This window comes from Streptomyces sp. JH34, from assembly GCF_029428875.1.
Taxonomy (GTDB): domain Bacteria; phylum Actinomycetota; class Actinomycetes; order Streptomycetales; family Streptomycetaceae; genus Streptomyces.
The window spans coordinates 485,693-509,603 of sequence record NZ_JAJSOO010000001.1 but is presented as its reverse complement, the minus strand read 5'-3'; the positions used below and the strand labels follow the sequence as shown (position 1 = coordinate 509,603).

Annotated in this window: 19 protein-coding genes and 2 pseudogenes; 15 read left to right on the top strand and 6 right to left on the bottom strand. The window is 72.6% G+C overall.

What is annotated here, in order from left to right:
* Nucleotides 1-10: 10 nt before the first annotated feature.
* Both LWJ43_RS02485 and panD read left to right on the top strand, forming a co-directional pair.
* Nucleotides 11-134 (top strand): annotated as a pseudogene (locus LWJ43_RS02485) (family 1 glycosylhydrolase); the annotation flags it as partial.
* Between the two features lie 122 nt (nucleotides 135-256).
* Nucleotides 257-682, top strand: a complete 426-nt coding sequence (gene panD / locus LWJ43_RS02480; protein ID WP_277330604.1) for an aspartate 1-decarboxylase — start codon at nucleotides 257-259, stop codon at nucleotides 680-682.
* A 432-nt stretch (nucleotides 683-1,114) separates the two neighbouring features.
* On the opposite strand, the gene LWJ43_RS02475 is transcribed toward panD, so the two are convergent.
* The 3 genes and pseudogenes from LWJ43_RS02475 to LWJ43_RS02465 form a co-directional block, all read right to left on the bottom strand.
* Nucleotides 1,115-2,503, bottom strand: coding sequence for a type III PLP-dependent enzyme domain-containing protein (locus LWJ43_RS02475; RefSeq protein WP_462100935.1), 1,389 nt, complete (start codon nucleotides 2,501-2,503; stop codon nucleotides 1,115-1,117).
* Between the two features lie 48 nt (nucleotides 2,504-2,551).
* Nucleotides 2,552-3,058 (bottom strand): annotated as a pseudogene (locus tag LWJ43_RS02470) (family 1 encapsulin nanocompartment shell protein); the annotation flags it as partial.
* 150 nt (nucleotides 3,059-3,208) lie between these two features.
* Complete coding sequence (locus LWJ43_RS02465) at nucleotides 3,209-4,198, bottom strand: Lrp/AsnC family transcriptional regulator (RefSeq protein WP_277330603.1); 990 nt, start codon at nucleotides 4,196-4,198, stop codon at nucleotides 3,209-3,211.
* A gap of 267 nt (nucleotides 4,199-4,465) precedes the next feature.
* Between LWJ43_RS02465 and LWJ43_RS02460 the strand changes: the two genes are divergently transcribed.
* Nucleotides 4,466-6,028, top strand: a complete 1,563-nt coding sequence (locus tag LWJ43_RS02460) for an MFS transporter (RefSeq protein WP_277335785.1) — start codon at nucleotides 4,466-4,468, stop codon at nucleotides 6,026-6,028.
* A gap of 92 nt (nucleotides 6,029-6,120) precedes the next feature.
* Here LWJ43_RS02460 and gndA read toward each other — a convergent pair whose 3' ends face one another.
* Nucleotides 6,121-7,578, bottom strand: coding sequence for an NADP-dependent phosphogluconate dehydrogenase (gene gndA, locus LWJ43_RS02455; protein ID WP_277330602.1), 1,458 nt, complete (start codon nucleotides 7,576-7,578; stop codon nucleotides 6,121-6,123).
* 300 nt (nucleotides 7,579-7,878) lie between these two features.
* Between gndA and LWJ43_RS02450 the strand changes: the two genes are divergently transcribed.
* On the top strand, nucleotides 7,879-8,547 hold the full coding sequence (locus LWJ43_RS02450) for a HEAT repeat domain-containing protein (protein WP_277330601.1): 669 nt from the start codon (nucleotides 7,879-7,881) through the stop codon (nucleotides 8,545-8,547).
* Between the two features lie 6 nt (nucleotides 8,548-8,553).
* On the top strand, nucleotides 8,554-9,558 hold the full coding sequence (locus tag LWJ43_RS02445) for a HEAT repeat domain-containing protein (RefSeq protein ID WP_277330600.1): 1,005 nt from the start codon (nucleotides 8,554-8,556) through the stop codon (nucleotides 9,556-9,558).
* 81 nt (nucleotides 9,559-9,639) lie between these two features.
* Here the strand turns inward: LWJ43_RS02445 and LWJ43_RS02440 are convergent, their stop codons facing one another.
* Nucleotides 9,640-11,472, bottom strand: a complete 1,833-nt coding sequence (locus LWJ43_RS02440; protein WP_277330599.1) for an ABC transporter ATP-binding protein — start codon at nucleotides 11,470-11,472, stop codon at nucleotides 9,640-9,642.
* 418 nt (nucleotides 11,473-11,890) lie between these two features.
* Nucleotides 11,891-12,367, bottom strand: a complete 477-nt coding sequence (locus LWJ43_RS02435) for a DUF5709 domain-containing protein (RefSeq protein ID WP_277330598.1) — start codon at nucleotides 12,365-12,367, stop codon at nucleotides 11,891-11,893.
* A gap of 212 nt (nucleotides 12,368-12,579) precedes the next feature.
* Here LWJ43_RS02435 and LWJ43_RS02430 point away from each other — a divergent pair, with 212 nt between their 5' ends.
* Genes LWJ43_RS02430 through LWJ43_RS02385 form a run of 10 tightly spaced genes read left to right on the top strand, consistent with a single transcriptional unit; the run spans nucleotide 12,580 to nucleotide 23,859 of the window.
* Complete coding sequence (locus LWJ43_RS02430) at nucleotides 12,580-13,836, top strand: ATP-grasp domain-containing protein (protein WP_277330597.1); 1,257 nt, start codon at nucleotides 12,580-12,582, stop codon at nucleotides 13,834-13,836.
* Entirely contained in the window at nucleotides 13,833-14,711 is an 879-nt protein-coding gene (locus tag LWJ43_RS02425) for a Rossmann-like domain-containing protein (protein WP_277330596.1), read from the top strand. The genes LWJ43_RS02430 and LWJ43_RS02425 overlap by 4 nt, the downstream gene beginning before the upstream one ends.
* The gene (locus tag LWJ43_RS02420; protein ID WP_277330595.1) at nucleotides 14,708-15,793 is read left to right on the top strand and encodes a PLP-dependent cysteine synthase family protein; all 1,086 of its coding nucleotides are present in this window, start codon (nucleotides 14,708-14,710) and stop codon (nucleotides 15,791-15,793) included. The genes LWJ43_RS02425 and LWJ43_RS02420 overlap by 4 nt, the downstream gene beginning before the upstream one ends.
* Nucleotides 15,790-16,857 (top strand): enolase C-terminal domain-like protein, encoded by a 1,068-nt coding sequence (locus LWJ43_RS02415; protein WP_277330594.1) that lies wholly within the window; start codon nucleotides 15,790-15,792, stop codon nucleotides 16,855-16,857. The genes LWJ43_RS02420 and LWJ43_RS02415 overlap by 4 nt, the downstream gene beginning before the upstream one ends.
* Nucleotides 16,854-18,119, top strand: coding sequence for an MFS transporter (locus LWJ43_RS02410; RefSeq protein WP_277330593.1), 1,266 nt, complete (start codon nucleotides 16,854-16,856; stop codon nucleotides 18,117-18,119). Before LWJ43_RS02415 ends, LWJ43_RS02410 begins: the two co-directional genes overlap by 4 nt.
* On the top strand, nucleotides 18,116-18,967 hold the full coding sequence (locus LWJ43_RS02405; RefSeq protein ID WP_277330592.1) for a class I SAM-dependent DNA methyltransferase: 852 nt from the start codon (nucleotides 18,116-18,118) through the stop codon (nucleotides 18,965-18,967). The genes LWJ43_RS02410 and LWJ43_RS02405 overlap by 4 nt, the downstream gene beginning before the upstream one ends.
* On the top strand, nucleotides 18,964-20,559 hold the full coding sequence (locus LWJ43_RS02400; protein WP_277330591.1) for an ABC transporter substrate-binding protein: 1,596 nt from the start codon (nucleotides 18,964-18,966) through the stop codon (nucleotides 20,557-20,559). The genes LWJ43_RS02405 and LWJ43_RS02400 overlap by 4 nt, the downstream gene beginning before the upstream one ends.
* The gene (locus LWJ43_RS02395; protein WP_277330590.1) at nucleotides 20,556-21,509 is read left to right on the top strand and encodes an ABC transporter permease; all 954 of its coding nucleotides are present in this window, start codon (nucleotides 20,556-20,558) and stop codon (nucleotides 21,507-21,509) included. The genes LWJ43_RS02400 and LWJ43_RS02395 overlap by 4 nt, the downstream gene beginning before the upstream one ends.
* Nucleotides 21,506-22,315, top strand: a complete 810-nt coding sequence (locus LWJ43_RS02390; RefSeq protein WP_277330589.1) for an ABC transporter permease subunit — start codon at nucleotides 21,506-21,508, stop codon at nucleotides 22,313-22,315. Before LWJ43_RS02395 ends, LWJ43_RS02390 begins: the two co-directional genes overlap by 4 nt.
* Nucleotides 22,312-23,859: an ABC transporter ATP-binding protein gene (locus tag LWJ43_RS02385; protein WP_277330588.1), complete on the top strand. Its 1,548-nt coding sequence runs from the start codon at nucleotides 22,312-22,314 to the stop codon at nucleotides 23,857-23,859. Before LWJ43_RS02390 ends, LWJ43_RS02385 begins: the two co-directional genes overlap by 4 nt.
* Nucleotides 23,860-23,911 lie beyond the last annotated feature (52 nt).

The window sequence follows — 23,911 nt, the reverse complement described above, 5'->3', positions numbered from 1 at the left end:
ATTCCGCCGGTGGACGTACGGCTTCCGCAAGCGCTTCGGCATCGTCCACGTGGACTTCGCGTCGCAGCGCCGCACGGGTGCAGGACCGTGAGCGGTGGTATGCGGGGGTGATCGCCCGGGGCGGGCTGGAGCGGGAGGTGGGACCGATGAGAGGCGATGTTCCCACGATCACCGACTGCGACGCCTGCCCGTGTAGAGTGGAGACCGCCCTTGACCTGCAGAAAGCGGGCAGGGAGCCGTCTTAGAGGAGTCCAAAGTGCTGCGCACTCTGTTCAAGTCCAAGATCCACCGGGCCACCGTCACCCAGGCCGACCTGCACTACGTCGGCTCGGTGACCATCGACGCCGACCTGATGGACGCCGCGGATCTGCTGCCCGGCGAGCTCGTCCACATCGTGGACATCGACAACGGTGCCCGTCTCGAGACGTACGTCATCGAGGGGGAGCGCGGCTCCGGCGTCATCGGGATCAACGGCGCCGCCGCCCACCTCGTGCACCCCGGTGACCTGGTCATCCTCATCAGTTACGCCCAGGTCGACGACGCCGAGGCGCGTGCCCTCGTGCCGAGTGTCGTGCACGTCGACGAGGGGAACCGGATCGTCGCCCTGGGAGCTGACCCGTCCGCCCCCGTGCCCGGTACGCGCACCGAGCGCAGCCCGCAGGCCGTCCCCACAGGGACCTGATCCACGGGACCGTCGTCGCCTCCCGCCCCTGAGGGACCCGCTGTGTCCCTGGGCAGGTGGGAGGCTCGGCCGGGTGGCTTCCCGGGACAGGAGTCACGGCGGGTACGTATGGACTCGGCAGGCGAGGGCAGCCGCACGGGGAGACGGTGGAGATGAGTTCCACCCGTCCGGATCCGGTCATCCGGATCCACCCGTCGCGTTCGTGTTGGAGGACCGAGATGACGCACCCGAATCCCGACCCCGTACCGCCCGCGCCGATGCCCCCGCCCGTGCCAGGACCGCCCACACCGGTGCCCTCGCCGCCCCCCGTACCGCCGGGCCCGGTGCCGCCCGGCCCCGCGCCCGACCCCATTCCGCAGCCGCCGAACCCGAACCCCGAGCCCGTCCCCGAGCCGGAGCCCTCGCCCGCGCCCACCGGGTGACCGCGAGCGCCTACCGTTGCGCCCGCAGCTCCCTCAGCGCGTCGGCGTGGCCCAGCCCGCTCTCCGCCGCCACCGAGTCCAGTGACTGCGCCTCGCGCACGGGGGCGAAGCGCAGGTCGCCGACATCCCCCGCGAAGCCGTACACCGCCGGCCGGGGCAGGCTGTTGTAGGCCCACGGGGTGGAGAAGTAGTACGCCCCCGTGTCGTACAGGGCCACGAAGTCGCCCTCGCGGAGTTCGGGCAGCTCACGGGCGTGGGCCACGACGTCCCCGGCGAAGCAGCACGGCCCCGCGATGTCCTGGACCATCGTCCGCCCGCTCCGGGGGCGGCCCTCCCCGTCGAAGGCGCCGACCCGGAGCGGCCAGGCGTCGGGCATGAACACCGTGCGGGTGGCGATCTGCGCCCCCGCGTGGGTGAGCGCGATGCGGCGCCCGCCGGCGTCCTTCGTGTACTCGACGCGCGCCCCGATGAAGCCGTTCTTGGCCAGCAGGGACCTGCCGAACTCGGTGACCAGGTCGTAACGCCCGTCGAACATCCCCGGAGCTGCGGCACGGAGCGACGCCACGTAGTCCGCGAAGGCGGGGCGGACCTCGTCGTCGGAGAAGTTGACCGGCAGACCACCGCCGATGTCGATGCCGGTGATCCGCCGCGTGCCCAGCACCTCGTTGATCTCCTCGGCGAGCCGGTACGTCTCCGTGATGCCCTCGGCGATGAGCTCCAGAGAGCAGCCCTGCGAGCCGACGTGGGCGTGCAGTCTGGTCAGCCACGGACGTTCCGCGAAGGTCTGCACGACACGCTCCCTCGCTCCGGGGTCGCGCAGGGCCACGCCGAACTTCGACGTGGCCGTCGCCGTACTCATGGCACCGATCGAACCGCCTCCCACCTGAGGGTTCACCCGCAGCCCGAGCACGGACGGCGAGCCGGGGGAGCGGAGCTCCTCGATGCGGCGGATCTCACCGAAGCCGTCCGCGTTCACCGCGACACCGAGCGCCAGCGCCAGCCTCAGCTCGGCGCGGGTCTTGGCGGGCGAGTCCAGGACGATGCGGGCCGGAGGGAATCCCGCTTCCACCGCGAGCCTCAGTTCGCCCGGGCTCGCCACCTCACAGCCCATCCCGCAGTCGGCGAGCAGCCGCAGCACCGGGATCAGGGAGGCGGCCTTCGCCGCGAACGTGTGCAGCACGTGTACGCCCGGCTCGGCTGCGAAGGCGGCCCGTAGCGCGTCCACGGAGTCACGTATGCCGTCGGCGTCCAGGAAGCCCGCGAGGGGGCGCTGCTCGCCCAGCAGCCCCTCCGCGACCGCGAGACGGAGCGCCTCGGCGAACCTGGCGGAACGTGCTGTGCCGAGCGGGCCCCGGGCTGCCGCGGAGTCCGACGGTGGCGTACGGCGGGTGTCGTTGATGGGAGCCTCGCAGGTCGGCCTGACGGGGAGCCGCGGGGGTCGGCGCTGTCAGGCGATGAAAGACACGGCGGCCTCGGGGGTCAGCATCCGGAAGGTGAACGCCTGGTGGAAGCAGAGCCGGATGTTCGTCGCGTCGTGGTCCAGATATCCGATGGACAGCTCCTGCCCCAGGCACAGCTCGAAGTCGCCGCCACGGGTGGACAGCAGGACCTCGCCCTTCACGGCGGGTGCCCACAGGATCGGTTCTTCGAGCTGCCGGGCCAGATGGGTTGCCACCGGATAACCGTGGTCGGAGGTCCCGGTCGCCTCGGTGGACGCGTCGGCGCCCAGCAGGAGCCGGTACGGCCCGTCGACGCCCGCCGGCCGCGGCCGGGTGAGGGCCTGGCTCACCGCGGTGGGATGGTCCCGCGCGTCCGCGGGGAGCGGCAGCGGGGGGTGTGGGGAACCGTCCCGCAGCCCCGTGACGCCGGCCGCCGCGTACCCGTCGATGACCGCCATGTCCTCGGCGAAGGCGCAGGTACGGGCCGCGTCCTTGACCGGCTGCCAGTCGCCGTCCTCCCACGACGGGCTGGACCACGAGAGGTTCCGGTACGGCGTCGGACATGCGCGCACTCCGTGGGCGATGGACGGGGCTCCCTGCCACTTATGCACACGAAGCCCCCGGCCGCACGCCGGCCCGGTCCGGCCGGGCGACGCGCGGCCCCGTCAGCGGGGCGGCGCCACCAGGCGCCCCTGGTGGACGAGCGAGGCGGCGTGCTTGAGGGTGCGCAGCCGGACGCTCAGCGTGTAGCCGGTGACCCCGGGCACGGTCGCGAGGCGGCGGCTGAGCCAGTCGTAGAAGTCGGCGGTGTCCGTGCACATGACGATCGCCATCAGGTTCTGTGCGCCGGTCGTGGCGGCGGCGAAGACGACCCGGGGGAGGGAGGCGACGGCCGATCCCGTCTCGTGCAGCTGTGCGGGGGAGGTGGTCAGCCAGAGGGTGGCGCCGTACGGGTAGCCGAGCTTCTCCAGGGCGAGGTCGACGTCGTAGAACAGGGTCCCCGAGCGCTCCAGCGCCTCCAGACGCCGCGCCACCCTTCCGGCGGTCCACCCGGTGCGGTCGGCGAGTGCGGCCTGACTTGCCCGGCCGTCCTCCGCGAGAGCGGCGAGCAGGGCGGCGTCCTCCTCGTGGGGTTCGACCGGCCGGCCCCGCGGTGTCGTGCGCGGCTGGTGTTCGCGAAGGGTCTCCACGGCCCCCTCGGGAAGTGAGGGGCCGAGCCGCCCCCAGTCGGCGCCCGGCGGGGAGTAGGCATGCAGGATCATCCGGGTGTCGATCTCCAGAACCCCCGGGGTCCGGGCGAGTTGCCGCAGCACCTCCGGCATCCGCCCCTCGTGGTGCGTCGCCAGCGAGCACACGATCTCCGAGCCGCCGAAGGAGATGTGCGCGAAGGAGACCTCGGGAAGCCGCGTCAGGGCCTCGGCGCACGCGTCCAACCGGTCGGGACGCAGCGAGATCCGGACCACGCTGTCCACCAGGCCCTGCACCGCCGGCTTGACGAGCCCCACCACCCGTACCGTTCCCGCGCGGCGCATCGTCCTGTAGCGCCGCGCGACGGTCTGTTCCGAAGCGCCCACCACCTCCCCGACCAGCCTGAACGGTGCTCGGGGTGCGATGTGTAGGGCGTGGAGGATATAGCTGTCAAGCATGTCGAGCATGGAGCAAGCGTAGTCGCCGACGACTGAGGGTGGCAGTTTCCTCCGGTTCCATGGATTCGAATTGATAGGAACGTCCGATCTGGTGAAGACTCGGCTGAGTCTCGGCGGTCGTGTCCCGGGCCCCTGGTCGACGGCGATCCGTGCGGCCGGACACGCCTCCCGAGGCCCCTCCCGTCTTTTTCCCGCGCCGGACCTCGGCGCCCCGAAGGAGTTTCGTTGTCCCAGTCACCACCCTCGCCCGTGTCCCACCGCGGGGCGACCATCGGCATGGCCTGCCTCGGGGTCTTCGTCGCCTACCTGCCGGTGACCAGCGTCTCGGTGAGCCTTACCGCCATCCAGTCGGCGCTGTCCACCACCACCTCGCAGCTGGCCTGGGTGTCGGACGCCTTCGTCCTGCCGATGGCGGCCTTCATCCTCACCGCCGGGGTCTTCGGCGACGTACACGGCCGGCGCAAGGTCTTCCTCGTCGGGCTGCTCCTCTCCGCCGCCGGCGCGGCCACGTCGCTCACCGCGCACTCGATCGGCCAGCTGTGGACCGGCCAGGCGCTGTCCGGGCTCGGCGCCGCCGCCCTGCTGCCCACGACGCTGGCCCTCATCAGCCACGCCGTACCCGACCACCGTGAACGCGGGAAGTTCATCGGCATCTGGGCGATGTGCCTGCTGGGCGCCCTCGCCATCGGCGGCGTCCTCGCCGGGACGATACTCAGCCATGTCGGCTGGCGCTGGATCTTCCTCGTGCCGCTCCCCGTCGTGCTCGTCGCGGTCGTCATCTCGCTGCGGATCCTGCCCGAGTCCCGTGCGCCGCGCGCCGGCCGGCTCGACTGGCCCGGCCAGATCACGGCCGCGCTCGCCATCACCGCGCTCGTCTACGGCGTCATCGAGGGGGGCGCCGGCTCCTTCGGCGACACACAGGTCATCACCGCGCTCGCCGTCGCCGTCGTCAGCGGTGTCCTCTTCGTCGTCGCCGAGCGGCGCTCCGCCCACCCGATGCTCGACCTCGCGCTCTTCCGCAGCCCGGGCTTCACCGCCACGACCCTCGTCGCCATGATCATGTTCCTGGGCATGATCGGCTTCTTCTTCGTGCTGAGCCTCTACTTCGGCATGGTCCAGCGGCTCGACACCCTCGGCACCGCCTGGCGGCTGCTCGTGATCACCGGAGCGGCGCTGGTCGTCAGCGGTGTGGCCGGGCGCCTCATGCACCGGCTCTCACCGCGCCTCATGATCACCACGGGTCTGCTCATGGTGACGGCGGCCCTGCTCACGCTGCTCGGTGCCGACGCCGACACCTCTTTCGGCTCGCTCTCCTGGCGGCTGCTCCTGCTGGGGCTGGGCATGGGGCTGGTGACGACCCCGATGACGGCCACCGCCGTGGCCTCCGTACCGCACCCGCTCGCCGGAATGGCGGCCGCGGGCAACAACGCCTTCCGTCAGGTCGGCGGAGCGCTCGGTCCTGCCGTGCTCGGAGCCCTGCTCACCGGCCGAGCCGTCTCCTCCCTCCCCGGCCACCTCTCCGACGCGGGAGTGGACCCCGCGCTGGCCGGCCAGGTCACGGCCGCGACACGCGATGCGGGCCTGGGAGCGGTGGGCTCGATGTCCCTCGGCCCGGCGGCCGGCCAGGTCTGGGGTGCCGTGGGTGACGCCTTCCTCGAGGGGATGCGCGTGTGCCTGATCGTTTCGGCGGGCCTCACGTTCCTGGCGGCGGTCCTCGCCTTCGTCCTCCTCCACCCCCGCCTGGGACGCGGGCGCTCGGTGAACGTCGGCGGCGAACCGGACGCGCGGACGACCGACGGCACGGAGCGGATCGAGATCGGCGCGGGAGCGCCTGCCTGACGGGTCCTTCCCGGACGGCCGCGCCACCGGACAGTCACACGGCCCGGGGTGGGGGCGCCGAGGCCGGCCCCTCGGCGCCCCCACCCCGTCGGTCAGCTCCCGGTCTCGGTCCTGTCGCCGCCCCAGAGGGTGTGGAAGGTGCCCTCCCGGTCGGTGCGGTGGTAGGTGTGGGCGCCGAAGTAGTCGCGCTGGCCCTGGGTGAGGGCGGCGGGAAGGCGTTCGGCGCGCAGGGAGTCGTAGTAGGCGAGGGTGGCGGCGAAGGCGGGGGTGGGGACGCCCTGGGCGACGGCGGTGGAGATCACGGTGCGCCAGTCGTCCTGTGCGGCGGCGATCTCCTCCGCGAAGCCCTTGTCGGAGAGGAGGCTCGCCATCCGGGGCTGGGCTTCGTAGGCGCCGGTGATGCGGTCGAGGAAGGCGGCGCGGATGATGCATCCGCCGCGCCAGATCGCGGCGACCTTGCCGAGGTCGATGCCCCACTCGTGCTGCTCGCTGCCGGCCGCGATCTCGTGGAAGCCCTGGGTGTAGGCGACGATCTTCGAGGCGTACAGGGCCTGCTCGACCTGGTCGGCGAAGGCCGCTGCCTCGTTCTCACCGAGTGTGCGGGCGGTCGGTCCGGCCAGGTGGCGTGAGGCGTCGCGGAGGGCGCCGTGGCCGGAGACGGAGCGTGCGAAGACGGCCTCGGCGATGCCGGAGACGGGAACGCCCAGGTCGAGGGCGATCTGTACGGTCCAGCGGCCCGTGCCCTTCTGCTCCGCCTGGTCGAGCACGACGTCGACGAAGGGCTTGCCGGTCGCCGCGTCGACGTGCGAGAGCACCTCTGCGGTGATCTCGATGAGATAGGAGTCCAGCCGCCCGGTGTTCCAGGTGCGGAAGATGTCCGCGATCTGAGCGGGGGAGTACCCGGCGACGTCGCGGAGCAGCTGGTAGGCCTCCCCGATGAGCTGCATGTCCGCGTACTCGATACCGTTGTGGACCATCTTGACGAAGTGCCCCGCGCCGTCCGGCCCGATGTGCGTGCAGCAGGGCGTCCCGTCGTCGGCCTTGGCCGCGATGCTCTCCAGGAGGGGACCGAGCGAGGTGTAGGACTCCGCCGATCCGCCCGGCATCATGCTCGGTCCGTTCAGCGCCCCCTCCTCGCCCCCCGAGATGCCGGTCCCGACGAAGTGGATGCCCCGCTCCCGCATGGCCTTCTCACGGCGCCGGGTGTCCTGGAAGTGCGCGTTTCCCCCGTCGATGAGGACGTCGCCGTCCTCCAGCAGTGCGGCGAACTCCTCGATGACGGCATCGGTCGGCTCACCGGCCTTCACCATGACGACGATGCGACGGGGCTTCTGGAGCGAGGCCACGAACTCCTCGGCCGTCTCGGCGGGGACGAAGTCCCCCTCCGTGCCGTGCTCGTCGATCAGAGCCCGGGTACGGGCCGCCGTGCGGTTGTGGACGGCGACCGTGTGGCCGTGGCGGGCGAAGTTACGGGCGAGATTGCTGCCCATGACGGCGAGGCCGGTGACGCCGATGCGGGCGGTGGGTTCGGACGAGGGGGTGGTGGGCATGTGGGGGCCGCTCCTGTGCGATCGACGAGCTCTTGCGCCGGGCGGGCCCGTGCCGTGGACGGACGGGCGGCGCCCGGGCCGGGTATCCGTACGCAGCCCGGTCATGTTCGCATGCCCGCACCGGGTGACGCCGATGCGCGAGGGAAGCGGGCCTTGGCGTGTCCCGCCCGGTCCAGCACGTCGCTCGGCAGGCGGACGTCCGCGACGACACGGGTGGGTGCACCGGCCGGGCCGCACGGTGGCCCCGCTTGACCTTGACACGGTGACAAGGTCTTCGGTGTGACGGAAGGAGGTGGCCGGATGACCACACCGAAGCAGCACACGGCCATGAGCCGGGCACGTCAGGGATTGTTCGACAGCCGTTCGTCGGTGCGCCTGCGGACGGCGCTGGCGGTAGGCACGAACCCTGACCCGCGTCTTGTCGACATGCTCGTCGAACGATGCGCGGTCGAGCCCGATTTCCACGTGCGCGACATGCTCACCTGGGCACTCACCCGTCACCCGGCGTCGGTGACGGTCCCGAAACTCGTCGACGAGGTCCGGTCGGAGCGTGCGCAGGCACGGAGTCAGGCGTTGCACACGCTGTCCAAGATCGGGGACCGGAGGGCGTGGCCCGCGATCACCCGGGAGATCCTGTCCGATGCCGACGACGAGGTGGCGCGGAGCGCCTGGCGCGCGGCGGTTCTCCTCGTGCCCGAAGGGCAGGAGGGAGAGCTGGCCGCGGTGCTGGCCACACAACTCGGCCGCGGGGAGAGGGAGACGCAGATGAGCCTCAGCAGGGCGCTCATCGCCCTCGGTGAGATGATCGTGCCGCTCCTGCGCGTCGCGGTGGAGGATCCCGGCCCGCGCGTGCGTGCGCACGCGATCGCCACGGAGAAGCTGTTCCACGACCCGGACTCCGGGTTCGAGTTCGCGATCGAGGAGGCGAAGCGCACCGTGGCCATCGGTGGCGCCGGCCGGGAGGAGTGAGGGGCAGTGCTGATCGGCGATGTGGCTCGGCGGTCAGGGGTCAGCGCCCGCATGCTCAGGCACTACGACTCGCTCGGTCTCGTGCGCCCGACCGGCCGGTCCGGCGCCGGATATCGCGTGTACTCGGACGACGACATCCGGCGCATCTTCCATGTCGAGAGCCTGCGGTCGCTGGGCCTGTCGCTGCGTGACGTCGGGCGCGCGCTCGACGACCCGGGCTTCACGCCCTCGGAGCTCGTCGACGATCTCATCCTCCGGACTCGGGAACGCGTCGCGGCGGAGACGGAGCTTCTCACGCGGCTCCGCAGGATCGGTGCGGCGGAACCCGAGGGATGGGAGGACGTCCTCCAGACCGTCACGCTCCTGCACGCGTTGGGATCGCACAGCGCCGGCGTGCGCCAGCGCGCGGCCCTGTCCTCGGTCGACGAGGTACCGGTACCGCTGGAAGCTCTGGCGGAGGCGGCACTGACCGAGGCCGACCCGAACGTCGCCGGAGCCCTTCGGTGGGCTCTGGCGCAGGCGGGTGACGAGGGAGGGGCGCTGCTGGCGGAGGGCCTCGCCTCATCCGAGCCCGAGGTGCGGAAGCGTGCCGTCCTGGGCATCGCCGAGATGCCGGGCGGTGGGGCGACCGCGCTGCTGCGGGACGCCCTCGCGAATCCGGACGTCGTGGTCCGCAGGTACGCCGCACTGGCGCTCGGGGCACGAGGGGTGGCCGAGGCGGTTCCGACGCTCGTCGACATGGTGGTCGAGGAGACGAACGACGTCGACGCGGCCGACGCACTCAGCGCACTGGCCGACCGCCCCGCGGCGGCGGAACACATCGCTTCCCTGCTCGTCGGCCGTCTGGCCCGCGGAGCCGTCGGAGTGGGCGCTCGTCGAAGGCTGACGGAGGCGCTCGCCGACATCCCGGGTACCACGGCGTCACGGGCCCTCGCGGAGCTCTCGCAGGACGAAGACCGTGCCGTGGCGCTGACCGCGGCCTGCGTTCTCAGGACGCGTGAAGAGCGCTGACGCCCCTTCCGGGGGTCGCTGGGCACGCGGGACCTGGGGCACCGGGTGGCGGGCCCCGACGCGTGACATCGGGGCCCGTGCTCACCGCGCCTGATCGGCCGTGGCCGCCGGCTCACCCGTCGCCGTGTCGACGAGGAACCCGCCGGACTGGTGGTGCCAGAGCTTGGCGTAGGCGCCGTCGGTGTGCAGCAGCTCGTGATGCGTCCCCTGCTCGACGATGCGGCCGTGGTCGAGGACGATCAGGTGGTCCATGGCCGCGACCGTGCTCAGGCGGTGCGCGACGACCAGCGCGGTCCGGCCCTCCATCAACTGCCACAGAGCCTGCTGCACGAGGGTCTCGCTCTCGGAGTCCAGCGCGCTGGTCGCCTCGTCCAGCAGCAGGATCGGCGCGTCGCGCAGGATCGCCCGGGCCAGCGCCACCCGCTGACGCTGTCCGCCGGAGAGCTTCACGCCGCGTTCCCCGACCATGGTGTCGAAGCCCGACGGCAGGTGGTCGGCGAACTCGGTGACATGGGCCGCGTCGGCGGCGGCGCGGATCTCGGCGTCGGTGGCGCCGGGCCGGGCGAACTGGATGTTCTCACGCAGCGTGCGGTGGAACATGGCCGGTTCCTGCGGGACGTAGGCGATCAGGCTCCGCAGATCGGACTGCCGCATCCGGCTGATGTCCTGACCACCGATCAGGATGCGGCCCGACTGGACGTCGGACATCCGCAGCAGCAGCCGGGTGAGCGTGGTCTTGCCGCCGCCGGACCTCCCGACGAGGCCGATCCGCGCCCCGCTCGGCACGTCCAGCCGGAGGCCCTCGAAGATCGGGTCACCTCCGTCGTGGGCGAACGTGACGTCGTCGAACCGGACGTCGGCCGCCTTCGGGCCCAGCGGCTCAGGCGTCTCGGGGTCGAGCACGGTGGGTGGGGCGAGGAGCAACTCGGTGAACTGCGCGGCCTCGGTCATCGAACTCTCGAGGCGGCGGTAGATCTGGTTGAACTCGAACATGATGCGGGTCGAACCGGTGTAGTACGTGAAGGCCACCACGATCGCCTCCACGCTGCCGCCGCCGGCGCCGATCCCCACGGCGAGGAGCAGGCCGAGTCCGTTGGTGAGCACGGACAGCGGTGCCACGAGGGTGTCGATGCGGAGGTTGCCGTAGTCCCACGAGCGCAGCGTCAGACGCCTCGACTCCGCCACCCGTGAACGGTGTTCGGCGGCCTCGCGCTCCTCGGCCGCGAAGGCCCGCACCGTGTCCATGTTCATCAGCGCGTCGGACACGTGGCCCGACACCCGCGCGATGGCTTCCTCGCGCCGGTTGACGAGCTTCTGGCGGCGCCGGATGAGCGGTGCCGCGCACACGGCGGTCAGCGTGATCATCGTCAGCAGACCGGCCACCAGCAAGGGGTCGTAGCTCCACAGGATGACCGTGCCGAACAGCAGCGGGGCAAGGCTTCCGACGATGTTGAACGTGAGCGTGTCGACGAACTCCTCGAAGCGCGAGGCGAAGCTCAGCACCCTCTTGGTGAGTGACCCCGCGAAGTTGTCCTGGAAGAAGGCGGCGTCCTTGGCGAACAGGGCGTCCATGCCGGTGACGTACAGGTGCTCGATGCCGCGGGCGTCCACCCGGTTGAGGCAGTGCAGACCCGCCCGCCACAGGGTCTCGGCGAGGAGCAGCACCGCGGCGAACACCCCGACGTAGGGAAGCGCCTCACGTACGCCGATGGCACCGTCCTCTGCGATACGGCCGACGAGCTTGGCGACGACGAGCGGTGCGACGTAGGTGATCCCGATGTTGCCGAGTGCCGGGAGCGAGAGGGCGAAGACGGAAAGTCCGCGTTGGCGGGACAGTTCCCCCAGATAGTGACGGAGTGCGAGCCGTACCGGGCCGTTGCCCGGCCCGGTGCCTTGAGACTGCTGCGATCCCATGCCGACCTCATGTCGTTTCGCGGGCAGTTGCTCCGGACTTCGCCATGGGCGGGCGGGCGGCCCCGGGAGGAGCGGCACCGCACCGGCGGAGCACGCTCGGCGCGCGACCGCGGTGAGAGATCCGGAAGTGACGAGTCTCCCGTGGCCGGGGGGCCGGAGTCCAAGCGTTTTCGGGGAGCACGGCAGCACGACGGCGCGTTCCGGCCGGTCCGTCCCCACGTCCCGCGTCACGAGGGCGCCCGCGTGTCAGGGGGCGGGCCCGCCGGGCCGGGTACGTGCTCCCGGGACCGGCCGGGCCGGGGCGTGCGGCTCGTGCGCACGCGTGCGCGGGCGCCACGCCGGAGGATGCCCTCGAAGGGGGAAAGAGGCCGGCGCACTCAGGTGGGCGGCCCGGGCCGCGTGAGCCGGGCCTGCGCGCTCAGCGGGCCGGTTCCTCCCCGAACAGGTCCCTCTCCTCGGGGATCAGGTGCATCGCGGCTTCCTCGGCGGACGCCGCCGCACCGTCGATGCCGACGTCCTGGGCGGTGAGGGTGGAGGGCACGTGCCCGTCGCCCTCCTGGGTGAGTCTGCCCGCGCGGTCCGTCCCCACCTCCGTGTCGTACAGCTCCCCGTCACCGTCCGCCAGATCGCCCGGACCGTCGCGGACGGGTTCGTCGCCCTCGGGGACCTCCCTGGTCAGGCGGTGGTCGAGGGATTCGCCGGTGTGCTGCTCCGAGGCCGTCGTGCCCTCGTCGTCGACCGCCCAGGGCCGGTCCGGCGGCGAGTAGCCCTCGTCCAGGACGTCGGCGAGCCCGGACGTGTCGAGGGTGTCCTCCAGATCCAGCAGGTCGGCGGGGTCGGAGGCCTCCGGTTCCTGCGGCTGGTAGACGTCGTCCCCCCGGTCGCTGTCGGTCATGGCGTACCCCTTCCTCCGGGTCCCCCTGTATGCAATTCCACTCCGGTCCGGCGAGTGACGCAACGGAAGCCGTTTCCCAACAGAAGTGACGCTGTTTTAGATGACAATGAAAACGATTGTCGATAGCGTGTGTGCGGCCGGGCCGGGAGCCTCCGAAGGGGGTGATCCCTGCCTGTCCGTATGTCCGACGTCCGTGCGAGAAGGGGGAGTTCATGGCTCATCTGCTGGTGGTCGAGAGCTGGGTCGGATCGATGAGCAGGCTGCTGCCGCGGGCCCTGGGGGAGGGGGGACACCACTTCACCTTCCTCACCCGCGACCTGCGGCACTACCTCCGGTCGGCGCCGGAGGGCACGGACCATCCGCTGCTCACCGCCCGTAACGTCGTCACGGCGCCCACCAACGACCTCGGTGCACTGCTTCCGCAGGTCGAGCGGCTGCACGAGGCCCTTCGCTTCGACGGGGTGGTCACCTCCTGTGACTACTACCTGCCGACCGCGGCGCGGATCGCCGCCCTCCTGGGCCTGCCCGGCCCCTCGGCCGGAGCGATGGAGGACGCCTGCCGCAAGGACCTCACTCGTCGCGTGCTGAGCGCGGCCGGCGTGCCCGGACCCCGCTTCGCGGTGTGCGCGGACGCTGCGGAGGCGGCCGTGGCCGCACGCGACATCGGCTATCCCCTGGTGGTCAAGCCGGTGGACCTCTGCGCGGGCATGTTCGTGCGCCGGGTCGACGACGAGGACCAGCTGGCCGAGGCGTGCGCGGCGCAGGCCGCCTTTCCGTACAACGCCAGGGGACAGCGGCGAACGCCCCACGTCCTGCTGGAGGAGTTCCTCCACGGCCCCGAGGTGAGCGTCGAGACCGTGACCTTCCGGGGCGTCGCGCACGTCGTCGGAGTCACGGACAAGAGCGTCGGCGGGGCCCCGGCCTTCGTCGAGACCGGCCACATGTTCCCGGCCGCCCTGTCCCCGGACGACCTCGCCGCAGCCACCGGAACCGCGCTGAGCGCCGGTGCGGCGCTCGGCCTCGACTACGTCGTGGCGCACACCGAGATCAAACTGACCGGGGAAGGCCCCAGGGTCGTGGAGGTGAACCCCCGCCCCGCGGGCAATCGCATCACCGAACTGGTGCGCCACGTCACCGGCATCGACCTGGCCGCCGCCTGCATCGACGTGGCGCTCGGCCGGGAACCCGACCTCCGCCCCCGCGACACCGGGATGCGGAGCGCGGCCATCGGATTCCTCGTGCCCGACATCGCCGGAACCCTCACGTCGGTGGAGGGCGCCGACCGTGTCCGGGAGGCCGACGGTGTGCTGGAGGTCCAGATCGCGGAGCCGGGCCGCACGGTCGAGGCGGCGGACAGCAACAACGCCTACCTCGGACACGTCATGGCCGGTGACGCCACTGGGCCCGGCGCCCGGGACCGCGTCGAGGCGCTGCTCGCGGGACTGCGCCCCCTGCTGGTGCGCTCATGACGACCACCTCGCGCACGCCGGCCCCGTGCTTCGACGCACTCCTCGACCGGGCCGTGAGAGGTGAGCTCGGCCCGGCCCCCTCGACGCGCCGTATCTCGGTGGCCTTCACGACGTCCCAGGCGGCACGGCACGACGGGCGACGCGGCGGATACCGCAACGAGGTCCTGAGCCTGCGCCTGGGCCGCGCGGTCGGCTCGTGCGCGGTCGAACCCGGCGCCCTTCCCGCCGGTGTCGCCGAGGCCTGTGCCGGTACCGACGTGGCCGCGCTGCTCGCCCATCCGCTGCTGCCGGTCAGGGTCGCGGCGCTGGACGCCTACCTGACGGACGTCACACCCCACACCCCGGCGCACGGGGCGCAACCGGTGACCGTCCCCGCCGGGAACTCGCTGGAACGGTCGCGGGCACGCGCCACTGCTGTCGTCGACCTGCTGGACGTGGCGGCCGACGCCACCGTCCTGGTGGTCGGCGTCGTGAACTCCCTGCTGTACGAGCTGCGTTCGCGTGGGCTCAGAGCGATTCCCTGTGATCTGAAGGGCGGTACCACCGACTGGGGGGAACCCGTTCGCACGGACGCCCTCAAGGAGATCGGCCACTGCGACGCGGTGCTGGCCTCCGGCATGACGCTCGGCAACGGCACCTTCGACCCGCTGCGCAGGGGCGCCCTGGAGCACCGCAGACCACTGGTCATGTTCGCCCAGACGGGCAGCGCCGTCCTGCCCCGCTTCCTGGGCGCCGGAGTCACCGCGGTGTGTGCCGAGCCCTACCCCTTCTTCTGGCTCGACGGCGGGCCCGGCACCGTCCACCGCTACCGGGCGGACGACGGCGGACCCGGGACGATCCACCGCTACCGCACGGACGACGGAGGCACCTCGTGACCACGGCATCGCTGCCCGCCCTCGCACAGAACCGCGGGCTCCTCGCCCTCGTCGGCCGAACTCCGCTGGCCAGGATCACCACCCGACTGCCGCTGTCCCACCCCGGCTTCTGGGCCAAGCTCGAAGGGCACGCCGTCGGCGGCATGAAGGCGCGGGCCGCGGTGTCGATGCTCCTCGGCGCCGAGGAACGCGGCGAACTCCTCCCCGGCGCACCCGTCGTGGAATCGACCTCCGGCACGCTCGGCATAGGCCTCGCCTTCGCCGGACAGGCGCTCGGGCACCCGGTCGTCCTCGTCGGCGACAGCGAACTGGAACCGGCCATGCGGCAGTTGCTGCGTTCGTACGGAGCACGTCTCGAACTCGTGGACCGCCCCAAGGCGAACGGCGGCTGGCAGGGCGCCCGCCTGGACCGGCTGCACGACCTGCTCGACCGGCTGCCCGGGGCGTACTGGCCCGACCAGTACAACAACCCCGACAACAAAGCGGGCTACGCCTCACTCGCGGCCGAACTGGCCGGCCGTCTCGACCACCTCGACATCCTCGTGTGCAGCGTCGGCACCGGCGGGCACAGTGCCGGGATCGCCGGACCGCTGCGCCGGCACTGGCCGGGGCTGCGGGTCATCGCAGTCGACTCCACCGGGTCCACCATCTTCGGGCAGGCGGCGGCGCCCCGGCTGATGCGCGGTCTCGGCAGCAGCATCCATCCGCGCAACGTCGCGTACGACGCGTTCGACGAGGTCCACTGGATCGGCCCCGCGGAGGCCGCCGACGCCTGCCGGCGGCTCGCCCGGGGGAACTTCGTCAGTGGCGGCTGGAGCACCGGAGCCGTCGCACGCGTGGCCGCCTGGGCCGCCCGCACGCACCCCGGTGCCGCCGTCGCCACCGTCTTCCCGGACGGACCTCACCGCTACCTCGGCACCGTCTACGACGACGACTTCATGACCGCCCATCACCTGGACCCCGGCCTCGCGGCCGTCCACCCCGTCGACGTCCGGCACCCGCGCGCCCCGCAGTCCGGAGGCTGGACCAGATGCACCACCGTCACCGATCCGCTGGCGGAACGCCCGGAGAGGCAGCCGTGAAACTCACCCAGCACACCGTGCGGCTCGTCCTCGCCGAGCCGTTGCGCATCTCGCGCTCCACGATGACGGCCCGCGACGCCGTCTGCCTCACCGTCGAACACGACGGCGTCAGCGGCCACGGGGAAGCCGTCACCAGCCACTTCTACGGCCTCGACACCCCCACCCTCCAACGCCTCGCCGCCCGGACCGGTGAGCGGCTCGCCCGCTTCGCCGACCCCGGGACCGCCCTGCACGCCCTGCGCGCCGGTGAACTCGACGCGCCCGGCACCCCGGCCGCCATGACCGCCGCCACCGAGTCGGCGCTCCTCGACCTGGCCGCAAAGCGCACCGACACCCCCGTACACCGCTTACTCGGCGCCCCCGTGGCGCCGAGGACCGCCACCGCCCGGACGATTTCCCTGACCTCCCCGGGAAGAGCGGCCGCCCAGGCCCGCAGCCTGGCCGGGGCCGGATTCTCCGTCATCAAGATCAAGGCGGGCGACCGGGACCACGAGACCGATTTCGACCGGGTTCGGGCCGTCCGCGCCGCCGCCCCCGCCGCCCATCTCCTCCTCGACCCCAACGGGGCGTGGTCGGAGTCCCGGGCGCGCACGCTCCTGCCCCGGTTCGCGGAGCTGGGCGTCGAAGCGGTGGAGCAGCCGCTGGCCCCCGGCGACCCGGAGGCCCTCGCGCGGCTCGCCGCCCGCTCACCCGTGCCCGTCATCGCCGACGAGGACGCCGTCACCTACGAGGACGCCCGCCGGCTCGCCGGACGCGTCCACGGCATCAACGTCAAACTCGCCAAATGCGGAGGCGTTTACGCGGCCCTTCGCATCGCCGCCCTGATCGAGGGCAGTGGCACGGACCTGATGCTGGGCTGCCTGACCGCAAGCACCCTGGGCATCGCCCCCGCCGTCCACATCAGTGACCGTGCCCGCTGGACCGACCTCGACGGGCACCTCCTGCTCGCCCACGATCCATGGACGGGTATCGGAGGCTCCGACGGGTTCGTCGCGGCCGGCGAACGGCCGGGTCTCGGAGTACGGCCCCGCACCGAAGCCGGGCTCCGGAGCGCGGCCTCATGAACACGTGGGACGAGATCCGAGGATTCCCGCTCGCCATCCGCCTGCTGCTGGTCAACCAGCTCGGTGTCAACACCGGCTTCTACCTGCTCGTCCCGTACCTCGCCACCCACCTCGGCGACGACCTCGGGATGTCGGCGGCCGTGGTCGGCGTCGTCCTCGGCGTACGCAACCTGAGCCAGCAGGGGCTGTTCCTCATAGGCGGTTCCGCCGCGGACCGGCTCGGCGCCCGCGGTGTCATCATCGCCGGCTGCGCGATACGCACCGTCGGCTTCGCCCTCTTCGCGCTCGGCGACGGTCTGCCCGTGCTGCTCGCCGCCTCCGTGCTCAGCGGCGTCGCGGGTGCCCTGTTCAATCCCGCCGTCCGCACCTACCTCGCCCAGGAGGCAGGCGAACGAAGGGCCGAGGCGTTCGCCCTGTTCAACGTCTTCGCGACCACCGGCGCGCTCATCGGCCCCCTCCTCGGCAGCGCCCTGCTGCTCGTCGACTTCCGGGCCTCCGCGCTCACCGCCGCCGGGATCTTCGCCCTGCTCACCGTCGCCCAGGCCCTGGTGCTCCCCGCCCGGCAGGTGCCACCGGCCACCGGCGGCGTCACCGCCGACTGGCGTGAGGCCGTCGGCAACCGCGCCTTCCTCGCCTTCGCGCTCGCCATGGTCGGCATGTTCACCCTGGAGAACCAGCTCTACCTCCTGCTGCCCGCCGGCGCCCGGCAGGCCACCGGCTGGGACGGAGCCGCCGGGCTCGTCCTGCTGACCGGGACCGTCGCGGGCATCGCGTTCCAGCTGCGGATCACCCGCGCGCTGTCGAGGCGCGGAACGCGAGGGCGCTGGATCGCCGCCGGACTGGTGCTGATGGGGCTGGCCTTCGTCCCGCCGATGCTCGTCGCGGGGGCCGGCACACCCCCGGAAGGCCCCCTCGACGCCACCCTGCGCGCCCTGCCCGTGCTGAGCGGGGCACTCCTGCTCCACCTGGGAGTGATGGTGGCTCAGCCGTTCGTCATGGAGCTGATCCCGGTCTTCGGGCGGCAGGAGCTGACGGGCACGTACTTCGGGATCTTCTACGCGGTCTCCGGCATCGCCGCGGCCGTCGGTAACGCAGCGGTCGGCCGGGCCATGGACGTCGCCGCACCGGGCAGCCCGGCCGCAATGCTTCCGTGGGCCTGCTGCCTGGCGGCCGGTCTGCTCTCGGCGGCCGCGGTGGCCTGGCTGCACCGCAACGGCACCCTTCCCCGGACACGGCCCGCCCCCATGGCGGTGGCGGCATGAGACACCGGACCGGGAATCTCCTCACCGACCGTCCGGAGCTGTACGAGGCCAGGTTCCCCGACCCCGAACGCCTCGCCGGGCGGTGGGCGCAGGACGTCCTCCGCCGCCACGGCGCCGGTCCCACCGTCCTCGACGCGGGCTGCGGGACCGGCCGGGACGCCGCCTTCCTGCACCGCGCGGGGCGCCGGGTCACCGCCGCCGACCTGTCCGCCCCCATGCTCGCCCACGCCCGCGCGCACCATCCGGGACCGGCGTACGTGACGGCCGATCTCAGCCGGTTCGATTTCGGCCGGCGGGTCTTCGACTCCGTGGTGTGCCTGGACAGTTCACTGCTGTACTGCCACACCGACGAGCAGCTCGACGGTTTCCTGAGGTCCTGCCGCCGCACCCTGGTGCCCGGCGGCCTGCTGGTCGCGGAGATGCGCAACGGCGCGTACTTCCTCGGCCGCGACGGACACGGGACCGCGCCGGCCGTGTCCCGCTTCACCTGGCACGGCACGACGTACCGCTCGACCACCGCACTGCGCGTCGACCGGGCCGCCCAGCTCCTGCGGCGCACCCGGCGCTGGACCGCCGACGACGGCAGCCCGCCCGTCGTGGAGCACTCCGCGTGGCGGCTGCTCCTGCCCCAGGAACTGCGCCACTTCCTCACCGTCCACGGCTTCGACGTCCTCGCCCTGCACGACGGACCGGGGCCCCGCACCGAACCGGCCTGGCAGCCGGGCGCCGAACCCGGGGACACCGCCGACGGCGACCGGCTCCACCTCGTCGCCAGGAAGTCCCCCGGGAACCCGGCCAGGACGTCCACCGGCGATCCGACACACCCAGCAACAGGAGAGCAACCATGACCGCACCAGCCGACAGACACGAACGTTTCCCAGGCCTGCACAGGCGTGGCTTCCTCGCCGCGGCCGGGGGAGCGGCGGGCATCGGCGCACTCACGCTCGCCGGATGCTCCGGGCCCGAGGCCACCGGGTCCGCGGCGGACAAGGGGGACGGCACCCCCCGGCGCGGTGGCCGGGTACGCGCCGCCTTCGCCGGAGGCGGCGCGAGCGAGACACTCGACCCGCACCTGGGGAACCTCTTCGCCGACGCGGCCCGGAGCAAGGCGCTCTTCGACAAGCTCGCCGACTACGGCGCCGACCTCGCAGCGGTGCCACGCCTGGCCGAGGCATGGGAGCCGAACGCCGCCCTCGACCGCTGGAACGTCACGCTGCGGCAGGCGGAGTTCCACGACGGGAAGCCGGTGACCGCCGCCGACGTGCTCTACAGCTACCGTCGCATCGCCGACCCGGAGAAGGCATACCGGGCCCGCGCCTCCCTGGAACCCGTCGACCTGAAGGCGAGCCGCGCGACCGGGGAGCGGACCGTCGAGTTCGTGCTCAAGCGGCCGACCGCCGAATTCCCCAACGTGATGGCCGCCTTCGGCACCCACATCGTGCAGGACGGCGCGACCGGATTCGACCGGCAGCCGATCGGCACCGGCCCCTTCCGGTTCGTCTCCTTCGCCCCCGGACGCTCCACCGTCCTGCGGCGCCACGACGCCCACTGGGACGGTGCCCCGCACCTGGACGAGCTCGAGTTCGTCGTCGCCAACGAGGAGTCCGCCCGGATCAACGCCCTGCTCGGCGGCCAGGTCGAGTACGCCCACGAGCTCAACCCCGCCACCGGGCGCGCCCACGAGAAGTCGGGCGGCATCACGATCGTCCGGCTCCGCAACAGCGCCATGCAGGCCTTCGCCATGAAGACCGACCGCCCGCCCTTCGACGACCCCCGGGTCCGCGAGGCGTTCTTCCTCATCGCCGACCGCGAGGAACTGGTGAACGGCGCCCTCTCCGGCGCGGGGGAGCCCGGCAACGACCTCTTCGGCAAGGGATACGAGTACTACGCGGACGAACTCCCCCAGCGCGAACAGGACATCGACCGCGCCCGCCACCTCCTCAGGCAGGCCGGCGCCCAGAAGCTCAGGGTCACCCTCGACACCTCGGCCGTCGCCGCCGGTTTCACCGAGGCCGCCGGGATCTTCCGCGACCAGGCGGCACGCGCCGGGGTCACCGTCGACGTACGGATGGGCAGCAAGGACTCCTACTGGAAGGACATCCTCGACTCCGGCACCCTGTGCTGCTACCGGTCCGGAGCCATGCCCATCGAGTCCCACATCTCCCAGCGGCTGCTCACCGACTCCACCACCAACGCCACCAAATGGCAGGACAAGAACTTCGACGCCCTCTACCGGCAGGCCCAGTCGACCCGCGACCGGACGGCACGGGGTGCCCTCTACGCCCGGATGCAGCGGCGGCTGCACGCCGAAGGAGGCTTCCTCGTCTGGGGATTCGGCGACTGGATCCTCGGCACCGCCCGCTCCCTGCGGGGTGTCGCCCGCGAGGCACCCGCCAACACCCTGGACTGGGCACGCTTCGACAAGGTCTGGCTGGCGTGAACGGACTGCGCTCCTGGATCGCCCGGAGACTGCTCCTCGGTGCCGTGCAGACCGCGGCCGTCGTGCTGCTGGTCTTCACGCTCACCGAGGCGCTGCCGGGTGACGCCGCGGTGGCCTTCGCCGGTGACCAGCCCGACCCGCAGCGCATCACGGCCGTCCGCGAGGCGATGGGACTGGACCGGCCGGCCCACGAGAGGCTGGCCGACTGGGTCATGGGGCTGCTGCACGGCGACTTCGGCACGTCGCTCACCTCGGGGCGGCCGGTGGCCGGATTCCTCGTCGACGGCTTCGGCCCCACCCTGCTCCTCGCCGCGCTCACCGTCCTGATCCTGGTCCCGGTGGCGGTAGGCCTCGGCGTACTCGCCGCCCGGCACGAGGGGCGCCTCACCGACCGGCTGATCAGCTCCGCCACTCTCGGCGTCTACGCCGTGCCCGAATTCGCCCTCGGAGTACTCCTGGTGAGCGTCTTCGCGCTGCGGCTCGGCTGGCTCCCGCCCACCGCCGTCGGCTACGGAACCGATCTGCTCGCCCATCCCGCGGCGCTCGTCCTGCCCGTCCTGGTCCTGCTCGCCCGGCCCGTCTGCTCGCTGGCACGCCTGGTCAGAGCGGGCATGATCGAGGCGCTCGCCGCCCCCTGGACCGCCCATGCCGCACGGTACGGAATCCCGGGAGCCCGTGTCCGCTACGGACACGCCCTGCCCAACGCCCTCGCCCCCGCCACCCAGCAGCTCGCCCGCACCATCGACTGGCTGCTGTGCGGCGTCATCGTCGTGGAGGCCCTCTACGTGATCCCCGGACTCGGCACCGTCCTCATGAACGCCGTCGCCGACCGCGACATCCCCGTCGTCCAGGGACTCGCGGTCGTCTTCGGCATCGCCACCGTCGTGCTCAACCTCGGCGCCGACCTCGTCACCCACCGGCTCGCACCACGCTCGGGGGCGGCGGCGTGAGGCGGCTCCGGAGATACGGCCCCGGGGCCGCCGTCGTCGCCGTACCGCTCGGCATCGCCCTGGCCGGTCCGTTCCTCGTGGGGGAGCCCACGGCACGCGCCGCCTCCTTCACCCTCGGCGCCGGCCACCGGCTCGGCACGGACTTCGTCGGGCGGGACGTCGTCCAGCAGGTGCTGCTCGGCGGCCGGCCCGTGGTGGTCGTCGCCCTGGCCGCCACCGCGCTCGCCTACCTCGTCGCCCTGCCGGTCGGGCTGGCCGGAGCGCTCACCCATCGCAGGTGGCTGGAGGAAGTGCTGATGCGACCCCTGGACGTGCTGATCGCCGTCCCCTCCCTGCTGATGATCCTGCTGGTCGCCGCCGCCTTCCCGCCCGGGGCGGCAGGTCTGGCCCTGCTGGTCGCCTTCGTCTCCGTCCCGGACGCCGCCCGGATCGTGCGCGCGGCGGCCGCGGAGGCGGCCTCCCGCCCCGCCGTGGAGGCGCTGCGCATGCAGGGTGAGAGCTGGTGGCGCACAGCCGTCGGGTACGTGGGGCGGTCCATCCTGCGCACGCTGGCCGCCGACGCCGGTATCCGTCTGACCGGGGTGCTCTACCTGGTGGCCACCGCGGCCTTCCTGGGCATCGGGGTCGCCCCCGACGCCGCCGACTGGGCCGTGATGGTGGACCGCAACCGCACCGGACTGCTCATCCAGCCCTGGGCGGTCGTCGTGCCGGCCCTGCTCGTCGTCGCGCTGACGATGGGCGGCAACCTGCTCGTCGACGCCGCCATGGTGAGCCGTACCCCGGCACGGAAGGGCCGTCGCCCATGAAGGAGGACCCCGTGATCGCCGCCGTCACCGGACTGACGGTCGAGGTCGACGGCCGGGCACTCGTCGACCGGGTCTCGCTGCGCATCCGCCCCGGTACGGTGACGGCCCTGGTCGGCTCGTCCGGCAGCGGCAAGACCACGACCGGTCTCGCCCTGCTCGGTGAATTCCCCGCAGGCGCCCGCGTGACGGGCGAGGTGGCCGTGCACGGCACCCGCATCGGCTACATCCCCCAGCACCCCGCCGCCGTCCTCAACCCCGCCCGCCGCACCGGTGCCCTGCTGCGCGACATGGCACGGCAGCAGGTGCGTGACCTGCCCCGGTCACGGCGCCGAGCGGCGGCCCGGCAGCGCGTCACGCAGGCACTCGCCGACGCCCAACTCGACGACGTCGAGCAGGTGCTGGGCCGGTACCCGCACCAACTCTCCGGAGGCCAGCAGCAGCGCGTCGTCCTGGCGCAGGCGCTGCTCCTGGGCGCCCGGATCATCGTCGCCGACGAACCCACCACAGGGCAGGACGCCCTGACGACACGTCGGGTCGTCGACCAGCTCGCGACGGTGGCGGCGCGGGGCATCGCCGTGCTGCTGCTCAGCCACGACCTCGACGTCGTACGGGAGCTGGCCGACGAGGTACTGGTGATGCGCGGCGGCCGCGTGGTGGAACAGGGCCCGGCCCACCGGGTCCTGGACGCGCCCACCCACCCGTGGACGAAGGAGCTCCTCGCCGGACCCAGGACCCTGCCGTACGCGGACTCCGGGCGCACCGGTGCCGAGCTGCTGACCGTCAGCGGGCTCACCGCACATCACCGGACAGGCGGCGCCCGCGTCCCGGTGCTGAGCGTCGACCGGCTCACCCTCCGCAGCGGCGAATGCCTGGCCGTCGTCGGACGGTCCGGCAGCGGCAAGACCACCCTCGCCCGCTGTCTCGCCGGACTCCACCGTGACCACACCGGGCAGATCCTGCTCGACGGCACGGCGCTGCCGCGCAGCCTGAGGGACCGCAGCCGTGCACAACTCGCCGCCGTGCAGTACGTCTTCCAGGACGCGCGGGCGGCCTTCGACGAACACCGGCCGGTCCTGGACCAGGTGGCGCGCACGGCGGTGCGCCTGCGCGGCGCCGATCCCCGGGAGGCGGCCGGGGAGGCCCGGCGGGTGTTGACGGACCTCGGGCTGGGGGAGGAACTGGTCCGCAGGCTGCCCGGCCTGCTCTCCGGCGGCGAACTGCAGCGCGCGGCCCTCGCCCGAGCACTCCTCGCGCGGCCCCGGGTGCTCGTCTGCGACGAGATCACCTCCGGGCTGGACCCGGTCACCAGGCGATCCCTGGTGGATCTGCTCGCCGTGCTGATGCGTCGTCAGGACGCGCCCGCCGTCGTACTGGTCACGCACGACCTCGACACCGCCGCACCGGCCACGCGTGTGGCCGTCCTCGACGGCGGCGAGGTGGTCGAGGAGGGCCCCGGGGACCAGATCCTGAATGCTCCCCACCAACCGTTCACGATCGCGCTGCTGGATGCTTCCGGGAGACGGGGAGCCGCCGTACGCCCGTGACGTCGTGGCCGAGGCGCCCGGCCGTCACGACGACGGCCCGGACGAGACGCCG

What these genes read in the sequence shown, in the direction of transcription:
- LWJ43_RS02400 (WP_277330591.1), top strand. Translation starts at nt 18,964, where the DNA reads ATGACCGCACCAGCCGACAGACACGAACGTTTCCCAGGCCTGCACAGG.
- LWJ43_RS02435 (WP_277330598.1), bottom strand. Translation starts at nt 12,367, where the DNA reads ATGACCGACAGCGACCGGGGGGACGACGTCTACCAGCCGCAGGAACCG.
- LWJ43_RS02410 (WP_277330593.1), top strand. Translation starts at nt 16,854, where the DNA reads ATGAACACGTGGGACGAGATCCGAGGATTCCCGCTCGCCATCCGCCTG.
- LWJ43_RS02440 (WP_277330599.1), bottom strand. Translation starts at nt 11,472, where the DNA reads ATGGGATCGCAGCAGTCTCAAGGCACCGGGCCGGGCAACGGCCCGGTA.
- LWJ43_RS02450 (WP_277330601.1), top strand. Translation starts at nt 7,879, where the DNA reads ATGACCACACCGAAGCAGCACACGGCCATGAGCCGGGCACGTCAGGGA.
- LWJ43_RS02425 (WP_277330596.1), top strand. Translation starts at nt 13,833, where the DNA reads ATGACGACCACCTCGCGCACGCCGGCCCCGTGCTTCGACGCACTCCTC.
- LWJ43_RS02430 (WP_277330597.1), top strand. Translation starts at nt 12,580, where the DNA reads ATGGCTCATCTGCTGGTGGTCGAGAGCTGGGTCGGATCGATGAGCAGG.
- gndA (WP_277330602.1), bottom strand. Translation starts at nt 7,578, where the DNA reads ATGCCCACCACCCCCTCGTCCGAACCCACCGCCCGCATCGGCGTCACC.
- LWJ43_RS02460 (WP_277335785.1), top strand. Translation starts at nt 4,466, where the DNA reads ATGGCCTGCCTCGGGGTCTTCGTCGCCTACCTGCCGGTGACCAGCGTC.
- LWJ43_RS02405 (WP_277330592.1), top strand. Translation starts at nt 18,116, where the DNA reads ATGAGACACCGGACCGGGAATCTCCTCACCGACCGTCCGGAGCTGTAC.
- LWJ43_RS02385 (WP_277330588.1), top strand. Translation starts at nt 22,312, where the DNA reads ATGAAGGAGGACCCCGTGATCGCCGCCGTCACCGGACTGACGGTCGAG.
- LWJ43_RS02465 (WP_277330603.1), bottom strand. Translation starts at nt 4,198, where the DNA reads ATGCTCGACATGCTTGACAGCTATATCCTCCACGCCCTACACATCGCA.